Below are 18,848 nucleotides of genomic sequence, written 5' to 3'. Positions count from 1 at the left end.
TAAAACATCCGTTACTTCTGACGAAAATAATCGGTGATATGGGAGGTTTTATCTAAATTCACTTCAGAGAAGGTCATATTTTGCCTCGCCACCGTAACAAAAAACGCATCAACCAAAATCAATTGCAAGATACGGGCTGAGGCATTTTTGCCTAAAAGCGGGGTGTCGGGGGCTGGGGTGCAGATGATGAAGTCGGATAATTCTGCAATCGGGGAGATATAGCTGTGAGTGATACAAATAATTTTTGCGCCGTTGTTGCGCGCCACCTTAACCGCTTCGAGCAGATCGCTGGTTTTGCCAGAATGGGATACCACCAACACCACATCGTCTTCCGTTAGCATAGAGGCCGACATCATCATCAGGTGGATATCACGATAAGTATTGCAGCGGATACCTAAACGTAAAAATTTATGCGCAATATCATCGGTGACCGTATTCGAACCGCCCGCCGCATATAAATCCCGATTTTTGGCATGAAAAAAACATTTGGCTGCGGTTTCGATCACTTGCGAGTTAACAATAGACTTACCTTCTTTGATCGTTTGTAATGAGATATCAAAGACTTTGTGTACCAATTCGTGAACGGTATATTCCTCTGATAATTCAATATTGATGGCATTCTTATCATGGAAATAAAACGACAATTGCGCCCTCAAATCCCGAAAACCATTAAAACCCAATAATTTTGCCACCTTGACGATTAACGCTTCCGATACCGACAAATTTTCTGCAACCGTGTGAAGTGCGGTTTTACTGGTTAAATTTTTGGGATTAAGCAACCATTCCACAATTTTCTTTTCCGTCACGGTCATACTTTCTTGAATCATTCTGATTTGCGGAATGAGCGATTCCGATTTTTTGCTGTTCAAATTCATTATCTCCATGATAATCGTAGCTGTTATTTTATCATTTATAACATGTAAAAGAACTTGATGTTTCGATCCGCTTCACAAAAAACCGTTATTCATAAATTTTGCAAAAATCTTATATGTACCCCATTCAAAACAAAAGGGTTAAACCGTATTATTGGTTTAACCCTTATCTGCCTATAGCGCTAAGAAAATATTTTCCAATTTAAAATCCCAACGTTAATCCATCCGGATTACGTGGGTCAGAGGCGCCGTAAAATCCATCTTCGCGGGCTTGGATAATTTGTACCCGCCCCATAGTCGCCTTAGGAATGACGTTATAGCCGTCTTGTTGCAATAGATGGATGGTGTCCGGGCTGATACCCTCTTCAATCCGAATTTCATCCGGCAACCATTGATGGTGCACGCGCGGCACCATAATCGCTTCGGCTGGGTTCATGCCATAATCAATAGTGTTAACAATACTTTGCAGCACGGTGGTGATAATACGAGCCCCACCCGGACTACCGGTCACCAGCCACGGTTTGTCGTCTTTCATCACGATTGTCGGGGTCATTGATGAAAGTGGACGTTTTTTGGCGGCGACCGCATTGGCATCGCCGCCAATTAAGCCGAAGGCATTCGGCACGCCGGGCTTGGCGGAGAAATCGTCCATTTCGTTATTTAACAAAATCCCCGTGCCTTCGGCGACAATCCCGCTGCCAAAATTCAGATTCAGGGTATAAGTCACTGCCACGGCATTACCGTCTTTATCCATAATCGAATAATGCGTGGTCTGATCGCTCTCATAGGGGTGCGGTTTCCCCGGTTTGATTTCGGATGAGGGGCGGATTGTTTCGGCAGTGATTGCCGTCGCCAGCTCATCGGCATATTTTTTAGAGATCAACCCGTTAACCGGAATCCGGACAAAATCCGGATCACCGAGATATTCGGCGCGATCGGCATAGGCGAGTTTCATTGCTTCGGCATAATGGCGAATCGCTTTGGCACTGTTTTGTCCGAATTGTTGCAATGGGTACCGTTCCAAAATATTCAGTATTTGCACCAAATGAATTCCACCCGAACTCGGAGGCGGCATAGTCACGATGTGATAACCACGATATTCACCTTCAATCGGCTTGCGTTCAACGGCTCGATAATTTTTCATATCATCCAAAGTTATCAAACCGCCGTGCTTTTCCATTTCTGCCACGATTTTTTGCGCAATTTCACCTTCATAAAAGCCTTTGCCGCCTTGCGCTGCGATCAATTGCAACGACTTTGCCAGATCTTTCTGCACCAATAAATCGCCGATTCCTAACGGTTCGTCTCCTTTGAAAAAGATTGCTTTGCTGTCTTGCCATTTAGCCAGATTACCTTTTTCAGCCTTCAGAGTTTCCCCCAAGGTCGCACTCACTACAAATCCCTTATCCGCCAATTCGATTGCCGGGGCAATAACCTGTGCCAATGACATTGTTCCCCATTTTTTCAGGGCGTGTTCCATACCGGCTACCGTGCCGGGAACCCCGACCGCAAAATGCGTAAACAATGATTTACCGTCAACCACATTGCCGTCTTGATCCAGATACATCTCTTTAGTTGCTTTGAGCGGTGCAATTTCACGGAAATCCAAGGCTACGCTTTGTTTGCTTTTAGCATCATAAAGCACCATAAAACCACCGCCGCCGATATTGCCCGCATTCGGCAGCACCACCGCCAAGGCAAAACCGACCGCCACCGCAGCATCAACCGCATTACCCCCTTGTTTTAAAATATCTAATCCGACTTGGGTTGCCAGCGCCTGTTCTGTTGCCACCATACCGTTTTTTGCATAGACCGGATGAAAAATATCCATGCTCTGATCATAACGAATTGCGGCTTGCTGAGTCTGCGTTGGAATCACATTGGCGGCGAAGGACGTTGCCACACTCGAGAGGGCAAAAACGGAAACGGCGAATGAAGAGAGTAAAAGTGATTTTTTTAATTTCATCAAAATGCTCCTGATTGGTTTTAGGCGAAAAACTTAAAAAGAAAATCGCTTAAAATTTAACATTAATTTCACAATAACATTGAAACCCAAAAAAGCAATATGACGATGAATATTTTATTAAAAAAAATAATTTAACTTAGAAAAGAAATAAAAATAATGCGACGTGATTAAAAAACCTCTTATTCGGCAATAAGAGGTTTAATGGTTTGACTGGGGGAAATTAGGCATTCACTACATACTGCCCCACGCCCAACTCATCTTCTTGGCGGGTGCGTTGGATCACGCTTTGCGGGCTTTGCTGTATGCGTAAACCCATTTGATCTTCGGTGCGGATCACCTCGCCGCGTAGCGAGTTGGTCCACACATCGGTGATTTTAATATCGACAAATTTGCCGATCATGTCCGGCGTGCCGGCGAAATTGACGATACGGTTGGTTTCGGTGCGCCCGGTCAGTTCCATCACGTCTTTTTTCGACGGTCCTTCCACCAACACGCGCTGTTCCGTACCCAACATTTTGCGGCTGTATTGCATGGCTTGTTGGGTAATACGTTGTTGCAGCAGGTATAACCGCTCTTTTTTCTCGGTTTCGCTGACATCGTCCGGCATATCCGCTGCCGGCGTACCCGGGCGTGCGGAATAGATGAAGCTGAAGCTCATATCGAAATTCACTTGCGCAATCAGATCCATCGTTTGTTGGAAATCTTCCTTGCTTTCGCCCGGAAAGCCGACGATAAAATCAGAGCTGATTTGAATCTCAGGCCGCACTTTGCGCAGTTTGCGGATAATCGATTTATACTCAAGTGCGGTATGGTTGCGTTTCATCATGGTTAAAACGCGATCCGAGCCGCTTTGCACCGGCAAGTGCAAGAAGCTGACCAATTCCGGCGTATCGCGATAGACATCCACAATATCATCGGTGAATTCAATCGGGTGGCTAGTGGTGAAACGCAGACGGTCAATGCCGTCAATCGCCGCCACCAAACGCAGTAATTCGGCAAAAGTGCAAATGCCGCCATCAAAGGTTGCGCCACGATAGGCATTGACGTTTTGCCCTAATAAATTGACTTCGCGCACGCCTTGCGCCGCCAGCTGTGCGATTTCAAATAATACATCGTCCACCGGTCGGCTCACCTCTTCGCCGCGCGTATAAGGCACGACGCAGAACGAGCAGTATTTATTACAGCCTTCCATAATCGACACAAACGCCGTCGGCCCTTCCGCTTTCGGCTCCGGCAAGCGATCGAATTTTTCAATCTCAGGGAAGCTGACATCCACCACCGCACTTTTGCCGTCACGGATTTGATTGAGCATTTCCGGCAGGCGGTGCAGGGTTTGCGGCCCGAAAATAATATCCACATAAGGTGCGCGATCACGAATGTGCGCCCCTTCTTGCGAGGCAACGCAGCCGCCTACGCCGATCACCAGTTTCGGGTTGGATTTTTTCAGATCTTTCCAGCGCCCTAATTGGTGGAACACTTTTTCTTGTGCTTTTTCACGAATCGAGCAGGTGTTCAGCAGCAGCACGTCGGCTTCCTCGGCATTTTCGGTCAGCTCGAAACCGTGCGTGCTGTTCAATAAATCCGCCATTTTCGATGAATCGTATTCGTTCATCTGGCAGCCCCAAGTTTTAATATGTAATTTTTGAGTCATGTTAGTTTCTTCGTTAGGACACGGTTATCGACCGTACTAAATTAAGGGTTATCGATCATTTTGCAATGATTGTAAGACCGGCTATTCTACCGATTTGCAGGATTGCTGACCAGTAAAAAACCGATTTTATTTGTGATTTGCTTTGGAAAATGCGGCGCTGCGAGTAGAATAAAACGCAATAAAACAACGAGCGAGAGAAAGTATGTTGAAGCAAAAAGAGGTGATTGTGATCGGCGGCGGCATGGTCGGGTCGGCAGCCGCTGTCGGCTTGGCACAGTTGGGATTGAATGTACATATCATCGAGCGTGGCGCGCTACCGCACTTTGCTGCCGAGCAGCCTTACGACATTCGGATTTCCGCCATTAGTGTTGCCTCGGTACAATTGCTAAAGGCATTGCACGCATGGGACGCGATCCGCGCTATGCGGGTCTGCCCGTACCGCACTTTGGAAACCTGGGAAATCGACGGGTTTTCGACCTTGTTCAGCGCACAAGATCTGGATTTACCCGAACTGGGCTATATGGTGGAGAATAACCTGATCCAACTGGGGTTATGGCAATCCTTTGCCGCCTATCCGAATTTGAGCACCAGCGTTCAGCAGCCGATTGAACACATCGAAAAGTGCGGTCAAGACTGGCAAATCCGCTTGGCGAACGGCGATTCTTATGCCGCGCCATTATTATTAGCCTGCGACGGTGCAAATTCGCAACTGCGCCAAATCGCCGGTATCGGCTTAACCGGTTGGCAATATCGCCAAAGTTGTCTGCTGATTTTGGTGGAAACCGCACTTGAGCAGCAAGATATCACTTGGCAGCAATTTTTCCCTAGCGGCCCACGCGCATTTTTGCCATTGCTCGGTAATCAAGGTTGTTTAGTGTGGTACGACAGTCCGGAGCGGATTCGCCAACTGCAACAACTGCCACTCGAGCAGCTGGATCAAGAAATTACAGCAGCCTTTCCAACACGTTTGGGCGCCGTCAAAAGCCGACAAGCGGCTTCGTTTCCGCTCACCCGTCGCCATGCGCAAGCGTATTATAAAAAGGGCATTGTGCTGTTGGGCGATGCCGCTCACACCATCAATCCGCTTGCCGGACAAGGGGTGAATTTGGGCTTTAAAGACGTGAAAGTGCTATTGAACGTGATTGCCGACGCACAAAAGTGCGGTCAGGCGATAGATGACGAAACCGTCTTGGCACGCTATCAACGTTTACGCCAAAAAGACAATTTGTTAATGCAAAGCGGTATGGATCTGTTTTATAAAGGATTTAAACATGATGTATTGCCGCTGAAAATGTTGCGCAATGCGGCTTTGCTGGCGGTCAATAAAATCACGCCGATTAAAAAACGGGCATTAAAATATGCGTTAGGCCTGGCATAACCTATTGAACCACCAACATGCCCATACAACCTTTGTCCGCCAGCATTAAATCGCTGCTGCCGAAGGTGAACGGGTAATTATTCGATGACGTATGCTCGAATTTCACCAGAATAGAGAGGTTGCCGTTAACCAAAACCGTATCGCGCCAACTCAGCTGCGAAGCGTCAACTCGTTGCCCGTTGAACGATTCGAGCATAAATTTCGCGCCTTGCACGCTAAAACCAATCGGCGCGCTGGCGGTCAGATTCCAACGTTCATACGAACCGAGTTTTGCATTGACATCGACCCGGCGCGGATCAAATTTTTGCCGATTAATCAGTGCATTATCCACATCAATGACAAAATCACGCTGTTGTGCCACGTCAACCTGATGACTAAGCTGTTCTTGCCGCTGAAAATCCGGCTGTTGATTAAATACAGAAAGCAAACCATCTGGGCGTAATTCCAACACGGTGTTATCCACCAGTTCATCATCATCGGCAAACCATGAGGTCATTTTGTCAAACAAACCGCGCTTTTCACCGCTGATGAGGCTAACATTGCCGCCCTCATTCAAATCGACCAAGATTTCGATACGTTCGCCGGGCGGCACAAAAACCGACCGCACTTCACGCAGTTGCGGCAGAAATCCCAAGCTGCCCGCCAACACCAGTATGCTGCGCCCGTCATCAAAGTTCAGCTGGTAACTGCGTGATACCGAGGCATTCAAAATCCGCAAACGCACCCAACCGCGCGCCACATTCAGATAAGGGGCTTCACCGCCGTTAACAAATAAGCGATTGCCTAAAAATTGCGATTGATTCAGATTGAAAAGTTGTTCACCTTGATTATTCAAACTGAGATCTTGCAAAATCAACGGAATATCATTAATACCGTATTTATTCGGCAGCTTGGCTTTTCGGCTCTCCGTGTCGTCAATCCACCACATGCCGACCAAACCGCGATAAACCTGATAAGCCGAATGCGCCAGCGTATCGGCATGATACCAGCAAGTCGCCGCGGGTTGGGTAATCGGCACAATCGGCGCCCATGATGTCGAAGGTTGGAATTGGCGCCCGATGCCGCCATACAATTCCCCGCTGACCTGTAGCCCCTGCAAACTGATGGAAATTGCCTGCGCTAGCTGGTTATGGTAATTCAAGCGAACGAAATCGCCCTGTTTGCAGCGAATCGTCGGCCCGAGATACAGTCCATTAAACCCCCAAGCTTCGACCTTTTTATTGCCCTCGAATATCCGCTTGCTGCTGCTCATAGACAATAATACCGGCCGCCCGCGACCAACGTCCAACACCGGCGGGATATACAGGGCTTGCTTGCTCGAGGCAGCGGCAACAGTAGGCAAAACCGCACTTGCCCCAAGTGCGGTTGCCGTTTTTAAAAGTACTCGGCGCGATAATCCGGATTTCATCGGCAACCTGTCTACGAACGGTTCGCCAGCTCTTGATCAAGCTGTTCGATTTTTTGTTTCATCACCGCATGGCAATAATTCGCCAACTCGCGTACATTCTCACGGCTATAAGCGGAGGTGTCAATCGGCGGCAACATTTCACAAATCACCTTACCATTATTCCAACGGTTCAGATTGATTTTATTATGCAAATTGCTGCAACAAACCGGCACAATCGGCACGCCGGCTGCAATTGCCGCATGAAAAGCCCCGGTTTTAAACGGCAGCAATCCGCGTCCGCGACTACGCGTACCTTCCGGAAACATCCAAATCGAAACCTTATCCTGATTAATCCGTTGCGCCAACTCACCCATGGTAGAATGGGCTTTATTCTTATTATCACGGTCAAGTAAAATATTCCCGCTTGCCCAATATAACAAGCCAAAAAACGGAATAAACGCCAGGCTTCTTTTACCGACGCTCACGGTTCTCGGCCGCACCATATATGCCATGGTGACCATATCATAATTATTCTGGTGGTTGCCAATATAGATACAAGGCCCGTTATCACTTGCATTCGCAGCAAAACGGTGCTCGACTTCGATTCCGAACAGCGGATGCAAACGCCCGAACCAACGGGCAACCACGCCGACGTTACTTGGATTTTTAAAACGAATCAGTGAATAAATTGTGCCTAACAGACAAATCAAAAGTGCGGCAAACACCACCACAATTGCACGTGACAATAATAACATAGACGAGTTCCTGAAAATTTTGTTAGAGTATAACGAAAATAGCCAAATATGTGTATCAAATCATGACAAAAACCTACTTTATTGCCGACCTTCATTTAAGCGAACAACAACCGCATTTAACCGCACTTTTTAGCCGATTTATGCAAAACGAAGCGGTAAAAGGCGAGGCGTTATATATTTTAGGCGACTTATTTGATTTTTGGATTGGCGATGATGAAAATTCCGCTTTAGCGCAGTTAGTACAAGCTGAAATTAAGCGCCTAACCGATAAAGGTATCAAGGTGTATTTTCAACACGGCAACCGCGATTTCTTGATTGGCGAAGGCTTTGCCGAAAAGTGCGGTTTAATTTTATTGCCCGAATATCAAATAATTAATCCATACGGCACACCGGTCTTACTTTGTCACGGCGACACGCTCTGCACCGATGACATCAACTATCAAGCATATCGCAAAAAAGTGCATAGTATTTGGCGGCAGAAAGTCTTTTTATGCCTACCGCTCTTTATCCGCCTGCGCATTGCCAATAAAATCCGTCGCAAAAGCCAACGCCAAAAAAGCGAAAAACCGGTTCGGATTATGGACGTTAATCCTGATTTTGTCTTGGACACAATGCAACGTTTTGCCGTCGAAACTTTAATTCACGGTCATACGCATCGACAGGCAATCCATCATAGTCACGCACAAAACCGCACTTTTACCCGAATCGTCTTAGGCGATTGGCGCAACAGTGCGCCGTATTTGGTTTATGATAAAAACGGTTATGGATTTGCCGAAATTGAATAAGAATGACGCCTGAAACAGGAAGATAATCAAAAGATAATAGGAAAAATAAGAATACTAAATATAGTTAATAAAAGATGGCAGGGGCGGAGAGGCTCGAACTCCCAACACCCGGTTTTGGAGACCGGTGCTCTACCAATTGAACTACGCCCCTAGATTGTAAGTTGGCGGAATGGACGGGACTCGAACCCGCGACCCCCTGCGTGACAGGCAGGTATTCTAACCAGCTGAACTACCACTCCGCTGAAATTGATAATTGGTAGTGACCTACTCTCACATGGGGAGACCCCACACTACCATCGGCGTAACAACATTTCACTTCTGAGTTCGGCAAGGGATCAGGTGGGTCTGTTGCACTATGGCTACCAAAATTTTTTATTTTCTAAATAAACTCTATTGATTAAGTTTACTTAGAAAATAAAATCCGGCGGTGTCCTACTCTCACATGGGGAGACCCCACACTACCATCGGCGTTACGGCATTTCACTTCTGAGTTCGGCATGGGGTCAGGTGGTGCTACCGCACTATCGCCGCCGGAATAATTCGGCTTGATTGTCTTTGTTTCTTCTTACTTTGTTTTGTTCTCTATTTTTTATTCTTTCAGCGTTTCTTTCGCTGTTATTCCTATTCGGTCACAAGCTATTACTGATTCAAACTCCTCGAGCCCTACTCGAGCTTCTTACTTCGCTCTTTCGTCTCTTGTCTTTTCTTACAACTTTCTCTCGGCTTTTGGGTAAAACCCTTGAGCGTTGTATGGTTAAGCCTCTCGGGCAATTAGTACGGGTTAGCTCAATGTATCACTACACTTACACACCCCGCCTATCTACGTCTTCGTCTTAAACAACCCTTACACACTCTAAGTGTGGGAAAACTCATCTCAAGGCAAGTTTCGTGCTTAGATGCTTTCAGCACTTATCTCTCCCGCACATAGCTACCCCGCAATGCTTCTGGCGAAACAACGGGAACACCAGCGGTGCGTCCACTCCGGTCCTCTCGTACTAGGAGCAGCCCCTTTCAATTTTCCAACGCCCACGGCAGATAGGGACCGAACTGTCTCACGACGTTCTAAACCCAGCTCGCGTACCACTTTAAATGGCGAACAGCCATACCCTTGGGACCTACTTCAGCCCCAGGATGTGATGAGCCGACATCGAGGTGCCAAACACCGCCGTCGATATGAACTCTTGGGCGGTATCAGCCTGTTATCCCCGGAGTACCTTTTATCCGTTGAGCGATGGCCCTTCCATTCAGAACCACCGGATCACTATGACCTGCTTTCGCACCTGCTCGACATGTCCGTCTCGCAGTCAAGCTTGCTTATACCATTGTACTAACCTCACGATGTCCGACCGTGATTAGCAAACCTTCGTACTCCTCCGTTACGCTTTGGGAGGAGACCGCCCCAGTCAAACTACCCACCAGACACTGTCCACGACCGCGTGCCGCAGTCTGTGTTAGAACATCAAACCTTAAAGGGTGGTATTTCAACAACGACTCCATATTAACTGGCGTTAATACTTCTCTGTCTCCCACCTATCCTACACATCAAAATTCAATGTTCAGTGTCAAGCTATAGTAAAGGTTCACGGGGTCTTTCCGTCTAGCCGCGGGTACACCGCATCTTCACGGCGATTTCAATTTCACTGAGTCTCGGGTGGAGACAGCCTGGCCATCATTACGCCATTCGTGCAGGTCGGAACTTACCCGACAAGGAATTTCGCTACCTTAGGACCGTTATAGTTACGGCCGCCGTTTACTGGGGCTTCGATCAAATGCTCTCACATCATCAATTAACCTTCCAGCACCGGGCAGGCGTCACACCCTATACGTCCACTTTCGTGTTTGCAGAGTGCTGTGTTTTTAATAAACAGTTGCAGCCAGCTGGTCACTTCGACTGACTTCACCTCTATCCGTTAAGGACTTCAATTACCGTCAGCGCACCTTCTCCCGAAGTTACGGTGCTATTTTGCCTAGTTCCTTCACCCGAGTTCTCTCAAGCGCCTGAGTATTCTCTACCTGACCACCTGTGTCGGTTTTCAGTACGGTTTATGATAAGATAAGCTTAGCGGCTTTTCCTGGAAGTGTGGTATCGGTTACTTCGACTCCGTGGAGTCTCCCCGTCACGCCTCTGATTTAGATGACCGGATTTGCCTAATCATCCATCCTACACGCTTGGACCGGGACTTCCGTCACCCGGATAACCTAACCTGCTCCGTCCCCACATCGCTCTTATCACAAGTACGGGAATATTAACCCGTTTCCCATCGACTACGCTCTTCAGCCTCGCCTTAGGGGCCGACTCACCCTGCCCCGATTAACGTTGGACAGGAACCCTTGGTCTTCCGGCGAGGGGGTTTTTCACCCCCTTTATCGTTACTTATGTCAGCATTCGCACTTGTGATACGTCCAGCAGCCCTCTCGAGCCACCTTCTTCCGCTTACACAACGCTCCCCTACCCAATCAGATGACAGACTTCAGACGTCAGGTTTCGGTGTTTTACCAAAACCTTGTAACATCTTCGCAATTTCTTCGTATTCATTACGCCATCTTTGCCAATCTTGTCCATCTGCATATTTCAAGTCATAACAGTATCTTAACCAAACTCGCATTTCATCAGCACTGCCTATTGCCATGCTAAGAAATCGATTTAAATCCGCTTTAGTACGTTGCCTTGCAAAACCTTCGGCTAAATTTGCACAAATGCTTTTGCTTGCCCGTCTAACTTGGTCTCCTAACGCATATTGCTCTATCTTAGGAAAATCCAAGCTCGCTTGATGAATTTCCAACGACACTTTATAAGCGCGTTGAAACACCTTCAAATCTTCAAACTTGATTGCCATACTGTCTCCTGACATCTGAAATCTGTCATCTGAATGCCGCAGCTTCGGTGCTATGTTTTAGCCCCGTTACATCTTCCGCGCAGGCCGACTCGACTAGTGAGCTATTACGCTTTCTTTAAATGATGGCTGCTTCTAAGCCAACATCCTAGCTGTCTAAGCCTTCCCACTTCGTTTCCCACTTAACATAGACTTTGGGACCTTAGCTGGCGGTCTGGGTTGTTTCCCTCTTCACGACGAACGTTAGCACCCGCCGTGTGTCTCCTAGATAGTACTCTTCGGTATTCGCAGTTTGCATCGGGTTGGTAAGTCGGGATGACCCCCTAGCCGAAACAGTGCTCTACCCCCGAAGGTATTCATCTAAGGCTCTACCTAAATAGATTTCGGGGAGAACCAGCTATCTCCCGGTTTGATTGGCCTTTCACCCCCAGCCACAAGTCATCCGCTACTTTTTCAACAGTAGTCGGTTCGGTCCTCCAGTTAGTGTTACCCAACCTTCAACCTGCCCATGGCTAGATCACCGGGTTTCGGGTCTATATCGTGCAACTCTTCGCCCAGTTAAGACTCGGTTTCCCTTCGGCTCCCCTATTCGGTTAACCTCGCTACACAATATAAGTCGCTGACCCATTATACAAAAGGTACGCAGTCACCCTATCCTCAAGCATACTGCTTTCGGATTGCCGTTTTACTTCGTAAAACGCCCCTTTCACACGCCGATTAATCATCAGTTTCCTGATTGATTTTGGGGTTGACCGTTTTGCTTCGCAAAACGTTAACCGCATTTCAACGTTTTCTATACCACTCTCAATACACTTGAGTGATAGGGCTCCCACTGCTTGTACGTACAGGGTTTCAGGTTCTATTTCACTCCCTTCACCAGGGTTCTTTTCGCCTTTCCCTCACGGTACTGGTTCACTATCGGTCAGTCAGGAGTATTTAGCCTTGGAGGATGGTCCCCCCATCTTCAAACAGGATTTCTCGTGTCCCGCCCTACTTGCTGTTAGCTTAGTACCGTAACTGTGCCTTCGGATACGGGATTATCACCCTCTGCGATTGAGCTTCCCAACTCATTCTCCTAACTCACTTACTATCACTAACGGCTTCTCCGTGTTCGCTCGCCGCTACTTACGGAATCTCAATTGATTTCTTTTCCTCGGGGTACTGAGATGTTTCAGTTCTCCCGGTTCGCCTTGTTAACCTATGGATTCAGTTAACAATAGTAGATTCTTCATCTACTGGGTTTCCCCATTCGGATATCGTGGAGTATTAACGCTTCTTATCAACTCCTCCACGCTTTTCGCAGATTAGCACGTCCTTCTTCGCCTCTGACTGCCTAGGCATCCACCCTGCACGCTTAGTCACTTAACCATACAACCTCAAGAATTTTCAGACCGCACTTTCATTTCAACTAACCACTTTCGTGCCCGTTTCGTTCAGTCCGCTTTCCATTCCCAAAGCCGTCTTCCATTGACTCGTGCGTAAGTTTCCCTACGCTGACCTGCTCAGTGCCTTTTCTCACCAAACAAGCCCAATTCGATTCTCGATTGCTCGATTTTCGAATACTCAGCTCTTACGTCCTCTCGAACGCTTGAGTTCTCTTCAGTTTTTAGCTTGTGTCCAAATTTTTAAAGAACAAATCGGTTTTCACCGATACGATTCAAAAATATCGTGTTATGGCGTCCCCACGGGGATTCGAACCCCGGTTACCGCCGTGAAAGGGCGATGTCCTAGGCCTCTAGACGATGGGGACCGCGACCATAACACGTTATTCTCAAATCTATCAAACAATCTGTGTGAACACCTATACAAAATCATCAGTCATATATAAGGAGGTGATCCAACCGCAGGTTCCCCTACGGTTACCTTGTTACGACTTCACCCCAGTCATGAATCATACCGTGGTAAACGCCCCCCTTCCGGTTAAGCTATCTACTTCTGGTACAACCCACTCCCATGGTGTGACGGGCGGTGTGTACAAGGCCCGGGAACGTATTCACCGCAACATTCTGATTTGCGATTACTAGCGATTCCGACTTCATGGAGTCGAGTTGCAGACTCCAATCCGGACTACGACGCACTTTAAGAGATTCGCTTAAGCTCGCACTCTCGCCTCCCTCTGTATACGCCATTGTAGCACGTGTGTAGCCCTACTCGTAAGGGCCATGATGACTTGACGTCATCCCCACCTTCCTCCGGTTTGTCACCGGCAGTCTCCTTTGAGTTCCCATCTTTACATGCTGGCAACAAAGGATAAGGGTTGCGCTCGTTGCGGGACTTAACCCAACATTTCACAACACGAGCTGACGACAGCCATGCAGCACCTGTCTCTAAGTTCCCGAAGGCACAAGCTCATCTCTGAGCTCTTCTTAGGATGTCAAGAGTAGGTAAGGTTCTTCGCGTTGCATCGAATTAAACCACATGCTCCACCGCTTGTGCGGGCCCCCGTCAATTCATTTGAGTTTTAACCTTGCGGCCGTACTCCCCAGGCGGTCGATTTAACGCGTTAGCTTCGAGAGCCACCCATACAGGCAACCCCCAAATCGACATCGTTTACAGCGTGGACTACCAGGGTATCTAATCCTGTTTGCTCCCCACGCTTTCGCACATGAGCGTCAGTCTTTGTCCAAGGGGCCGCCTTCGCCTCCGGTATTCCTCCACATCTCTACGCATTTCACCGCTACACGTGGAATTCTACCCCTCTCTACAAAACTCTAGATAAACAGTATGAAATGCTGTTCCCAAGTTAAGCTCGGGGATTTCACATCTCACTTATCTATCCGCCTGCGTGCCCTTTACGCCCAGTTATTCCGATTAACGCTCGCACCCTCCGTATTACCGCGGCTGCTGGCACGGAGTTAGCCGGTGCTTCTTCTGTGACTAACGTCAATTGCTCTGTCTATTAAACAAAACACCTTCCTCATCACCGAAAGAACTTTACAACCCGAAGGCCTTCTTCATTCACGCGGCATGGCTGCGTCAGGGTTCCCCCCATTGCGCAATATTCCCCACTGCTGCCTCCCGTAGGAGTCTGGGCCGTGTCTCAGTCCCAGTGTGACTGGTCATCCTCTCAGACCAGTTAGAGATCGACGGCTTGGTGAGCCTTTACCTCACCAACTACCTAATCTCACTTGGGCTCATCTTATGGCGGGCGGCTCGAAAGTCCCACCCTTTAGTCCTAAGACATTACGCGGTATTAGCTACAGTTTCCCGTAGTTATCCCCCTCCATAAGCCAGATTCCCAAGCATTACTCACCCGTCCGCCGCTCGTCGGCAAAGTAGCAAGCTACCCCCCGTTACCGCTCGACTTGCATGTGTTAAGCCTGCCGCCAGCGTTCAATCTGAGCCATGATCAAACTCTTCAATTCAAGTTCAATCGCTCAACGAATTTCTGACTATAATGTTGAAACCACAAAAGTTTCAATTATGAATTTACTATCAGCACTCATTAAGACTTTAGTTTTTTAAATCTTTAAATTACCAATGCCTTGCACAAGTGCCCACACAGATTGTCTGATATATTGTTAAAGAACAGTTTCCTTCTTTTCAAGGAAAGGATTGTCATTCTACACAATCCCATTTTTTCGTCAAGCGATTTTTAAACTAACCGCTTCACTTTCACCGACTTGCCACGCCGTTTTGCGTTGTCGCCGTCAGTGGAAGCGCATTATAGGGCGGCAAAATTTTTTGGCAAGATCTTTTTTAAAAAAAGATCATTATTTTTGCGGAAAAAAGAGCGATTGCTAGTTTCTTAAGCGAAATGCCGATTTAACCGGCATTTTAGACGTAAAACTTTAGTATTAGTCCGGTTGGTTTGTATCTACCTGTTGCCATTCGCTGAAACCGTAACGTTGCATCATGCTTTGGAAGCCGAAAATATGGTTAATCGCTGCGGTAGAAAAAATCAGTTTTTTTGCGCTTGGTAATTCGCTACTTTCTACTTGATATAATTGTTTTTCCTGCAATAGCTGTTTAACCCGTTTTGCTACCGCCTTGCTGGAATCAACAAAATATTTCACTTGCGGCAGACAGAGTTTCAGTTCATTTTCCAGTAATGGAAAATGGGTGCAACCCCAAATGACCGTATCCAACGTTTTCAACTCAACCCAAGGCTTGACAATATTGTGCAACCGTCCCAAATCCACCGAATCGCCGCGCATTTTCTTTTCTGCAAGTTCGACTAATTCGGTTGTTCCGATTTTCTCGACAACACAATCGACAGCATAATTTTGGATTAATTCTTCGGTATAAGCCCGTTTTACCGTACCTTTGGTTGCCAACAAGCCGATATGTTTGGTTTGTGACACCTGTGCCGCCGGTTTGATTGCCGGTACAGTACCGACGATTTCGATATGCTGCGGCAGCTGCTCTCTCAATGTCGGCAATACCACCGTACTCGCGGTATTACAGGCGATAACCACCAGATCAATCGGATACTGTGCGACTAACTTTTGACAAACGAGCAAAGTGCGGTCGATAATCTGCCGTTCGCTTTTTTCCGAGTAAGGAAAAAAGGCATTATCCAAGCAATAGAGGTAATGGCAATTCGGCAATAATGCCTGTATTTCAGCATAGACCGTCAAGCCGCCGACACCGGAATCAAACACCAAAACAGTCGGTAATGGATTATTTTTCTTCATCATAAATAGCCAAAATCATCTAAAAACAATTCGCTGACAAGTAACCAGCTGTCTTGCATTGAAAAAACAGAGCGCCTAGCCGCTAATCCGTCCATTTTACTCCATTCCAACTCGCCGCGTACGAATTTTTGTTCGAATAAAAATTCACCTAACGGTTTGTCGCCTAGCGCCAATAACGGCGGGAATTGTATACAAAGCTGTTCGGGAATAACGGTGCGGGCAAAGAGCCAAGGTTGTTGATCGCCATATAAAAAGACTTCACGCAACCAATAGCGTTGATTTTTCGCTAAAACCGCACTTTCATTACTGAACAGCTCGTTTTGCCAACCTTGGTGTAACAACTCGACTTGAAACAGCTTACAGTGCCGTTTTAGTTTTGCGGTTAACGATTCCGCACACAACAACCACTCTTGTTCCGTCGCCGAAAGTGCGGTTGCGCCCTGTTGCCAAACCGCACTTTGCAACCAAGTGCGGTAACCCGGAATTATTTTCTGCTTAGGCATTGCTGTACATTGTCCGTTGATCAAGCCAGCGTTGAATCAAGCCGTCCACACAACTCGGATAGCGTTCAATAAGTTGGCGTGCGTTGTGTTGTACCAAGGGGATCAACTTGCGATCACGCAGCAAATTAGCAATTTTAAATTCGGCAATACCGGTCTGTTTTGTGCCCAACACTTCGCCCGGCCCGCGAATTTGCAGATCTTTTTCCGCAATCACAAAACCGTCCTGGCTGTCGCGCAATACTTGCAAACGCTGGCGCGAGACCTTGCCGAGCGGGGGTTTGTACATCAGCACGCAATAAGAATCAATGCTGCCGCGCCCGACCCGCCCGCGCAGTTGGTGCAATTGCGATAAGCCCAAGCGTTCGGCATTTTCGATAATCATCAAACTGGCATTCGGTACGTCAACCCCGACTTCAATCACCGTCGTCGCCACCAACAAATCCAATTCCGCTTGTTTGAATTGCTGCATAACCATCTGTTTTTCTTGTGCTTTCATACGCCCATGCACCAAGCCGATGGCGAGATTCGGCAGCGCCCGTTGCAGATCCTGCATGATCGCTTCGGCGGCTTGCGCTTCCAGCACTTCCGATTCTTCAATCAGGGTACAGACCCAATACGCCTGCCGTTTTTCATTGTTACACGCCTGATTAACCCGTTGCACGATTTCATCGCGCCGCTCTTCGGAAATCACAATGGTTTGAATCGGGGTGCGTCCCGGCGGCAATTCATCGATAATCGAGGTATCCAAATCGGCATACACCGTCATCGCCAACGTGCGCGGAATCGGCGTTGCGGTCATAATCAGTTGGTGTGGATAAAATGCATTTTTCAGCCCTTTTTCGCGCAACATCAGCCGTTGATGTACGCCAAAACGGTGCTGTTCATCGATAATCACCAATGATAAATTGGCAAATTCGACATCTTCTTGAAACAGCGCGTGCGTGCCGACAATCATCTTCGCCTGACCGCACTTGATCTGATCCAACGCTGTTTGGCGCGCTTTGCCTTTCACTTTGCCGGCAAGCCAGCCGATTTCAATTCCCAACGGCTCAAACCAACGGCGGAAATTCTGTGCGTGCTGTTCGGCTAAGATTTCAGTCGGTGCCATCAGTGCCGCCTGCTTGCCTTGCCCGATTGCCGTCAACGCCGCCAATGCCGCAACCAACGTTTTGCCTGAACCGACATCCCCTTGCACCAAGCGCATCATCGGCTCGTTTTTTGCCATATCTTGCTGAATTTCTGCCGCCACACGCTGTTGTGCTTTGGTCGGCCGAAACGGCAGTTGTGCCAGAAAAAGTGCGGTCAAGTGCGGATCAACCGTTAAACTTTCCGCATTCAAGCGTTTGGTTTCGACCCGACTTTGCTGGATTGCCAAATTATGCGCCAATAATTCTTCATAAATCAGCCGCTGTTGTGCCGGGTGCTTGCCTTGTTCCAATTGTTCGAAAGAAATATTCGGCGGCGGACGGTGCAGGCAAGTCAGCGCCTCTTTCAGGCTGATACGGTGCGGATTAAACTCCAGCGGCAGCAGTTCGTTCACCGGTGTGCCGTGCAATAATTTCAATGCCTGCTCGGTTAGATTGCGCAGTGCTGTTTGGCGCAAGCCGTCGGTGGTCGGATAAATCGGCGTGAGGTTTTCTTCTAAAACAACCGGCTGATCGTTGCGAATAATTTGATATTGCGGGTGATGGATTTCCGCCATAAAGCGCCCACGCTTAATCTCGCCAAAGGCTTTCACCCGTGTACCGGCTTGCAGGCTGTTTTTCATGCCGGCATTGAAATTGAAAAAGCGCAAACCGATTTTGCTGTTGCCGTCCGACAACGTGACGGTTAAAATCGGACGTTTGCCGAAAGTCACTTCCGCTGTTTGCACCACGCCCTCAATCGTGGCGTATTGATCGGCGCGAATTTGACTGAGCGGGGTAATGCGCGTGCGGTCTTCATAACGGCTCGGCAGGTGAAACAGCAGATCCTGCACATTGTTAATATTGATTTTAGCGAGCTTTGCCGCCACCGCCGCGCCCACTCCGGTAAGTGCGGTCAGCGGAATCGCATCTAGCAACTGCTCTTTCATTATTCA

General features: G+C 47.9%; 10 protein-coding genes, 3 tRNA genes and 4 rRNA genes. 2 read left to right on the top strand and 15 right to left on the bottom strand.

Annotated elements, in window-relative coordinates:
• Window positions 1-11 precede the first annotated feature (11 nt).
• The 3 genes from alsR to miaB form a co-directional block, all read right to left on the bottom strand.
• Window positions 12-875: a transcriptional repressor AlsR gene (gene alsR / locus ACQ31U_RS07570; protein WP_431050812.1), complete on the bottom strand. Its 864-nt coding sequence runs from the start codon at window positions 873-875 to the stop codon at window positions 12-14.
• Between the two features lie 199 nt (window positions 876-1,074).
• A complete protein-coding gene (gene ggt, locus ACQ31U_RS07565) occupies window positions 1,075-2,838 on the bottom strand; it encodes a gamma-glutamyltransferase (protein WP_431050810.1) in 1,764 nt (587 codons plus the stop codon).
• A 220-nt stretch (window positions 2,839-3,058) separates the two neighbouring features.
• The gene (miaB, locus tag ACQ31U_RS07560; RefSeq protein ID WP_431050808.1) at window positions 3,059-4,489 is read right to left on the bottom strand and encodes a tRNA (N6-isopentenyl adenosine(37)-C2)-methylthiotransferase MiaB; all 1,431 of its coding nucleotides are present in this window, start codon (window positions 4,487-4,489) and stop codon (window positions 3,059-3,061) included.
• A 202-nt stretch (window positions 4,490-4,691) separates the two neighbouring features.
• On the opposite strand from miaB, the gene ACQ31U_RS07555 reads away from it, so the two are divergent.
• Window positions 4,692-5,867 (top strand): FAD-dependent monooxygenase, encoded by a 1,176-nt coding sequence (locus ACQ31U_RS07555; protein WP_431050806.1) that lies wholly within the window; start codon window positions 4,692-4,694, stop codon window positions 5,865-5,867.
• A 1-nt stretch (window position 5,868) separates the two neighbouring features.
• On the opposite strand, the gene ACQ31U_RS07550 is transcribed toward ACQ31U_RS07555, so the two are convergent.
• Entirely contained in the window at window positions 5,869-7,275 is a 1,407-nt protein-coding gene (locus ACQ31U_RS07550; RefSeq protein ID WP_431050804.1) for a multicopper oxidase domain-containing protein, read from the bottom strand.
• 11 nt (window positions 7,276-7,286) lie between these two features.
• The gene (locus ACQ31U_RS07545; protein ID WP_431050802.1) at window positions 7,287-8,009 is read right to left on the bottom strand and encodes a 1-acylglycerol-3-phosphate O-acyltransferase; all 723 of its coding nucleotides are present in this window, start codon (window positions 8,007-8,009) and stop codon (window positions 7,287-7,289) included.
• A 62-nt stretch (window positions 8,010-8,071) separates the two neighbouring features.
• Here ACQ31U_RS07545 and lpxH point away from each other — a divergent pair, with 62 nt between their 5' ends.
• Window positions 8,072-8,794, top strand: a complete 723-nt coding sequence (gene lpxH / locus ACQ31U_RS07540) for a UDP-2,3-diacylglucosamine diphosphatase (RefSeq protein ID WP_431050800.1) — start codon at window positions 8,072-8,074, stop codon at window positions 8,792-8,794.
• 75 nt (window positions 8,795-8,869) lie between these two features.
• On the opposite strand, the gene ACQ31U_RS07535 is transcribed toward lpxH, so the two are convergent.
• From ACQ31U_RS07535 to recG, 10 genes are all read right to left on the bottom strand, one after another.
• A tRNA-Trp gene (locus ACQ31U_RS07535) sits at window positions 8,870-8,945 on the bottom strand.
• An 11-nt stretch (window positions 8,946-8,956) separates the two neighbouring features.
• Window positions 8,957-9,033: transfer RNA gene (locus ACQ31U_RS07530), tRNA-Asp, on the bottom strand.
• Between the two features lie 12 nt (window positions 9,034-9,045).
• A 5S ribosomal RNA gene (gene rrf, locus ACQ31U_RS07525) occupies window positions 9,046-9,161 on the bottom strand.
• Between the two features lie 52 nt (window positions 9,162-9,213).
• Window positions 9,214-9,329: ribosomal RNA gene (gene rrf, locus ACQ31U_RS07520) — 5S ribosomal RNA — on the bottom strand.
• 215 nt (window positions 9,330-9,544) lie between these two features.
• Window positions 9,545-12,996: ribosomal RNA gene (locus tag ACQ31U_RS07515) — 23S ribosomal RNA — on the bottom strand.
• Between the two features lie 306 nt (window positions 12,997-13,302).
• Window positions 13,303-13,378, bottom strand: a tRNA-Glu gene (locus tag ACQ31U_RS07510).
• Between the two features lie 75 nt (window positions 13,379-13,453).
• Window positions 13,454-14,993, bottom strand: a 16S ribosomal RNA gene (locus ACQ31U_RS07505).
• The 16S, 23S and 5S rRNA genes sit together here with 3 tRNA genes alongside, the layout of an rRNA operon.
• Window positions 14,994-15,425: 432 nt before the next feature.
• The gene (gene murI, locus ACQ31U_RS07500; protein ID WP_431050798.1) at window positions 15,426-16,268 is read right to left on the bottom strand and encodes a glutamate racemase; all 843 of its coding nucleotides are present in this window, start codon (window positions 16,266-16,268) and stop codon (window positions 15,426-15,428) included.
• Window positions 16,265-16,768 carry a chorismate--pyruvate lyase family protein gene (locus ACQ31U_RS07495; protein WP_431050796.1) on the bottom strand — a complete coding sequence of 168 codons (504 nt, stop codon included), beginning with the start codon at window positions 16,766-16,768 and terminating at the stop codon, window positions 16,265-16,267. The genes murI and ACQ31U_RS07495 overlap by 4 nt, the downstream gene beginning before the upstream one ends.
• Complete coding sequence (recG, locus tag ACQ31U_RS07490; RefSeq protein WP_431050794.1) at window positions 16,761-18,842, bottom strand: ATP-dependent DNA helicase RecG; 2,082 nt, start codon at window positions 18,840-18,842, stop codon at window positions 16,761-16,763. Before recG ends, ACQ31U_RS07495 begins: the two co-directional genes overlap by 8 nt.
• Between the last annotated feature and the right edge of the window lie 6 nt (window positions 18,843-18,848).

The sequence above is a fragment of the Testudinibacter sp. TW-1 genome (assembly GCF_050613185.1).
GTDB lineage: Bacteria > Pseudomonadota > Gammaproteobacteria > Enterobacterales > Pasteurellaceae > Chelonobacter.
Note: the sequence above shows the minus strand (reverse complement) of the source record. Positions and strands in the feature narration are given on the sequence as shown.